Below are 5,195 nucleotides of genomic sequence, written 5' to 3' on the forward strand. Positions count from 1 at the left end.
TCTGCGTCGCTATCGCGACTTGATCCGGCCTACCGGCCTACCAAACTTTGATTCGGGCTACGGCGATGGCAACTGCGTCAACTCGCCACTGGATCGCGTGCCCAGCGAGCCCCATAAACCATATGGACTCTTGCTGCCCGGCGGATTGGGGCTTCCGAGGTAGACCGAACTGCGACTCTCATCTCCCGCTTCAATCGAATCACCGATAAACCGCACACTGCCATCGGCAAAACAGACATGAGCCCCACCTTGATGTCGACTGCTTGCGGTTAACACGCCCCAGCTGTCGTCGTTGTCTTGTGCTAAGGTAATCTCGCGATTGGGTGGCAGAATCGTATTGAAACCGGAATACAACGGCATCCCATCGCCCCAACGAAAACCGCGTCCCTTTTCTTGGGCCAAACGGAGATCGGTCGCCACCTCCTCGACCTTCCAAAACCGCGGTCGTTCGGGATCAATCAACTTCGCCAGATCGCGGGCCCAATTCGGATGATCTCGCAGCTCGGACCCTGGCCCCGCGATTGGACTCGTACGAATATCTTGGTCGCCAAGATCGGTCGCGATTTCACCCAACATGATGGTGTTGGATAATCCATCGGTGATATCACTTATCCGTGTCACCACGCGTGGAACAAACACGCCTCGCATCGCCGCTTCGGTCTGCTCGGCAAGCGTGTCGCTATATACAAACACTCCATCAACCAGTTGATAGGGCCCCGTATCCGCAGCCACCATGCCATCCCCGAAACAGACCGCGTAATTTGTTCGGCCGTAAGCCGGAGCTCCCATGCCTGGATCACTCGGACAACGATAGACGGAGAACTCCCAACGCCATGGCTCATAACTGTCGACGAACGGTTCGGGACCGCCTGCGACCCAAGGTTCGGGTAGCGTCCCCTCGCCCTCATCTAAATCTGTTTCCTGCTCTGTCAACTCATCATCGCCCCAATCGGCTTGCCCCATGCCCATGCCCATGTCATAGAGAAAACCATCTTCCATCTCGCGCGTCGTTTGAATCTCGTTCCAAGCCGCGTCGTGCCCCAAAAACGGCAACAGTCCGACAAAGATGCTGAGTCGACGATCGTTGTCCTTTCCCGCCGCAGGATTGGCGTCCGTCCCCGACAACTGCACCGGAAATTGCCCAAACGCCTCATGATACGCCTGTACGCCCAATCCAACTTGCATCAAATTGTTCGCACAACTGGTTCGCCGCGCTTGTTCGCGCGCCGCTTGCACTGCCGGCAACAACATCCAAATCAACACGGTGATGATGATCAAAACGCCGAATAATTCGACGGTCGTAAAGCCAACGCGACGCGGTTCACTACGACGAGGATTACCGCCGGATGCGGTGGCGACATTCCGCGACGCCCCACTCGATAGTGTCATTGTGCACTCGCTTTGCTTGTCTCACCTGTGGCCGCGGTGCTTGATGTCGCATCCGCGTACGGTTCGTCCGATTTCCACTCATTCGGAATCTCGCCATCCGCACGCGAACCAAGTTGCCTGAGAATAGTGGCGTCCATCGATGGATTGCAAAATCGATAGCTACCATTGCCCATTAACACATTGGCGCCGTTGGGATGGTCGCTGGCGATTCCGCCTACGTACGTTGATGAAACCTCATGCTCTGGACCCTGAGGACCACGAATCCGGGCGAGTTCGGCATTGATCGCATGTCCCGTGTTGCGAAGACTCGAACGGGTTCCACTAATCCAGCCCAAGTCCTCTTCGAAGCGAGAGAGTTTTTCGCCGACAAACGCGGTGTAAGCCAAACCGTCGGTGATGTCGGAATCGGTTACAGGGACGTTCAAAAACAGCACTCCATCGTTGTCCGCATCGATCGGAGTTTCGCTGGATGCATGAATACCAGCGTAACAGGTCGTGTTTTCTCGCATTCCCGACTGCGAGGGACATTGCAGCGTCGGAATCGACAAACTTCGTACGTCAGCGTTGGCAGGTGCATAAACACCCTCACTGCGATCGATTGCCTCATAAACGCTTTGCGCATCCAACATTGGCAGCAGTCCGCTGATCCAATTGTGGTGATACCCCGACGGCTCGCTTTGAATCGGCCCCGCCGGATTGATGGTGCCCATGGGGTAATGGACATTGCGAAGTGAATAAGAGGACAACGCTAGCGAAAGCTGTGTCAAGTTCTGCTGGCACGCCGTGCGTCGCGACAACTCACGCATATTTTGCATCGCGGGAAGTGCCAATCCCACTAACACTCCGATAATTGCGATCACGACCAACAGTTCGACCAGCGTAAATCCACGATCCAATCGTCGTGAAGTCGTAGCGAAAGTCGCGAAGACTTTCGGACGGGTTAGTTGATACGATAATCCTCGCAACTCTTGGCGAGTTTCGCTTCGTGTTTGTGTCATTCTTCGGACTCCGATACGGGCTGTTGTCTTGTTATTTGATCGACCACTGATTCACCCCGCATCCAGCGTGCCAAGACGCGTTGATCTTCGCCCATCGTAACGACGATCCGTTCTTGATTTGCTGAATCGATAGGCAGTTCGATCGTTTCTTCGTTGAGTGTGGCGACCGCATCGATCGCGGCGATCATCGTACGCACGCGTGCGCGTTCCATTTCGGTTTTTCGCAGCGAAAATTCGCCGACCACCATCGTCCGAGTCGCCTCCACCACGACCATCAGCACGACGACAACCAGCAGCAAAAATGCAGCGCCGCGTCGATGACGCAACTTTGGTTTCCGATTTCCACTCATCGTGCGGCCTCAACGACAAACGGGTACGACGACGGATCGGTGTCGATGGAAACGGTCACGCGGTTCTCACTGATTTGCAATGCAATCTTTCGTTCTTTGCCGATTTCAAACGATTCCACGCTTGTTACTTGATTCGATTTCAACTGGGTTCGTCTCAAAGCTCCCTGTTCCGCACTGAATTCGTACCGCACAGCAACATCGTCGTCTTGTAATTTCAGTGGCCAACCCTCCGCTTCCGACTGCACCGCGTTAGCTTGATGCACATCGGCTCGAAACTGAGCGGCAAATCGCTCGATCGCTTGCCGCTGTTGAACCAACGCATTGCCACGTCGGCCAATTTTCGTGACTGACGACATGATCGTCGTCGCCGAAATTCCGATCGCGAGCAAGACGGAAAGAGTTCCAATCACTTCGATCAAGGTGACAGCTCGACGTGCCTTGCCGCAAATTCGCTGTGCTTTAATTATCATCATCCCACCGCCAATCGTGAAGGGTGATGCGAACTTCCGGCGAACAGGTCGCTTCGACGCGAAGATGGAACCCCGATCGCGATTGCGACTGGAAATCCTCGACCGTCACCTCGACGTCACATCGGGATTCCTCGCCGATCGCCGCAGCCACCTCGTCGGCACTCGACTTCAATTCGTCGCCGGCTACATGATGTAGCCGTTCGAGCGCGTTCTCGGCGGCAAGCGTTGCCACCAACCGCTGGTCCGCTTGTTTGGACAGCCGGGAACTGTTTTGCGCTAACTTCATCAGTGCCATGACGGCTGTCGCGAGCAGCACGAAGCAAATCGCCGCTTCGACGATCAAACTGCCGCGACGTCGAGCATGGCGATGGCTAATCGATCCCATAGATGATCTCCGACAACGACGCGAACAATCCAATTCCATAAGCAAGCACGAGCAGTCCCAACAAAACAATCACCACGGGAAAAAAGATCCCCAGCAACCAACGGCTGTTTGCGTTGGCATTGCGTACGTTTTGATCCGCGATCGAACGCAACAATTCACTCATGCGATCCGGCGGCGATCCCTCGATCCACTTGGCTTCGGTTGGAGTCAACCACTTTGCCTGTTGCATGACGGCAGCGATCGAGTTTCCGAATTCAAGTCTCACAAAGGCTTGATGCATCTCACTTCGTTGTGACGCCCAGCGTGCGATCGAATGCCCCACACGAACCGCCTGATCCATCGGCATGCCCGAGTCAATCGCGTCTGCAAACCCATTGAGCACTTCGGCTTTTCGATTCGCACGATGCGGCAGCATTGGGATCCACTGGGGAAGCCGCAGGCCGAAAATCCGTCCACGGCTGAGCGCAGGAACGATCACGCCACACACGACTAACAATCCGACCAACACCCATCCCGATGCAAAATTACGTAAAAGTAGTCTTGAACCATCGAACTCCCGACCAAATTCCTCGAGCATTTTTTCGATGGTGGGAGTAATGAACAACGTCAAAAAAGTCAAACAAAGATAGACCATCAAGGCCACGACAATCAGATAGATGAATTGCCCATAGGCTGGAATATCATTGGCGTCGATATCGGACAGTTCGTCCGAATGCTGGACCCATCGGTCATCCGAATTCCGCTTGGTTTGTGCTGCGTCGCCCGCGGGCCTGCGAATCGTCCGCAGCGCAATTGCGGTGGAAAAGAACAGTGGTACTCCCGATGCCTCGGCGGCGTGAACGGGATCTTGGCCCGCCCGAAGTCGGTACAGATATTGACGACACTGGTTTTTCAGCGGTCCTGAACGCGAAAACGCAGCGACCACGTTCTCGATACGACCGTCGTGCCGCTGGATCGAACCCACCATCTCGTTGAACGTACGAGTGGCATGCTGCCAGCGGCGGCGCCGGAAATCTTCGAAGCCGACGATCACCAATGTGGCGAACAAAACACTGACCGGAGTCGGCAAAACCAACAACAGGATGACAAAGAAGACAAAGTAACCAAATATCCGCAAACCGGTGGCGAGGTAAGGGTTCATGTCAGCCCTCCGATCATGCTCGATACGGTGTACCAGAACCAACCGAGTGTCGTCGCCACTGCGATCCAAATCAATCCGCCAGCAACCACGGTTGAGAACAAGGGCATCAACTGAGTCAACAAAACCAACCGACGCCGAGCGACATCGCTGAAATGATCCGACGCAATCTGCCACTGTCGTTCAGGGCTGAGCGTGGCGCCATCGACAATCGCTTCCAACAACGCGGCATCGCCACGCGACCATCTTGTCAGTCCGACTTCGGACTCACCGCGTTCCAGTCGTCGAACCGTGCCGATCAACCAGTCGTGTGCGTCTCCCTTCTTGATGACATTGGCCGCCGCATTAAACGCCTCGGGATAGGTGCAACCCGCCGCCAGCAAACGAGACACGGCGTCACTGGCCGCAGCCCATTGGATGGCCGACTTCGTTGATCGATACCCCGGCAAAGCGCCCCGCACGATG

7 protein-coding genes are annotated in these 5,195 nt (G+C 55.3%); all 7 read right to left on the bottom strand.

What is annotated here, in order from left to right:
* Nucleotides 1-57: 57 nt before the first annotated feature.
* On the bottom strand, nucleotides 58-1,389 hold the full coding sequence (locus tag RMSM_RS31255) for a DUF1559 domain-containing protein (RefSeq protein ID WP_008706992.1): 1,332 nt from the start codon (nucleotides 1,387-1,389) through the stop codon (nucleotides 58-60).
* The gene (locus RMSM_RS31260) at nucleotides 1,386-2,387 is read right to left on the bottom strand and encodes a DUF1559 family PulG-like putative transporter (protein ID WP_008706994.1); all 1,002 of its coding nucleotides are present in this window, start codon (nucleotides 2,385-2,387) and stop codon (nucleotides 1,386-1,388) included. Before RMSM_RS31260 ends, RMSM_RS31255 begins: the two co-directional genes overlap by 4 nt.
* Nucleotides 2,384-2,737 (bottom strand): hypothetical protein, encoded by a 354-nt coding sequence (locus RMSM_RS31265; RefSeq protein ID WP_008706996.1) that lies wholly within the window; start codon nucleotides 2,735-2,737, stop codon nucleotides 2,384-2,386. The genes RMSM_RS31260 and RMSM_RS31265 overlap by 4 nt, the downstream gene beginning before the upstream one ends.
* Entirely contained in the window at nucleotides 2,734-3,210 is a 477-nt protein-coding gene (locus RMSM_RS31270) for a hypothetical protein (RefSeq protein ID WP_008706998.1), read from the bottom strand. Before RMSM_RS31270 ends, RMSM_RS31265 begins: the two co-directional genes overlap by 4 nt.
* Nucleotides 3,197-3,592 carry a hypothetical protein gene (locus tag RMSM_RS31275; protein ID WP_008707000.1) on the bottom strand — a complete coding sequence of 132 codons (396 nt, stop codon included), beginning with the start codon at nucleotides 3,590-3,592 and terminating at the stop codon, nucleotides 3,197-3,199. The genes RMSM_RS31270 and RMSM_RS31275 overlap by 14 nt, the downstream gene beginning before the upstream one ends.
* Nucleotides 3,579-4,733, bottom strand: coding sequence for a type II secretion system F family protein (locus tag RMSM_RS31280; RefSeq protein ID WP_008707003.1), 1,155 nt, complete (start codon nucleotides 4,731-4,733; stop codon nucleotides 3,579-3,581). Before RMSM_RS31280 ends, RMSM_RS31275 begins: the two co-directional genes overlap by 14 nt.
* A partial coding sequence (locus tag RMSM_RS41485; protein ID WP_160168414.1) for a hypothetical protein occupies nucleotides 4,730-5,195 on the bottom strand: 466 nt, incomplete at its 5' end. The genes RMSM_RS31280 and RMSM_RS41485, both read right to left, overlap by 4 nt.

Origin of the sequence: Rhodopirellula maiorica SM1 (genome assembly GCF_000346295.1) — a bacterium.
Lineage (GTDB): Bacteria > Planctomycetota > Planctomycetia > Pirellulales > Pirellulaceae > Novipirellula > Novipirellula maiorica.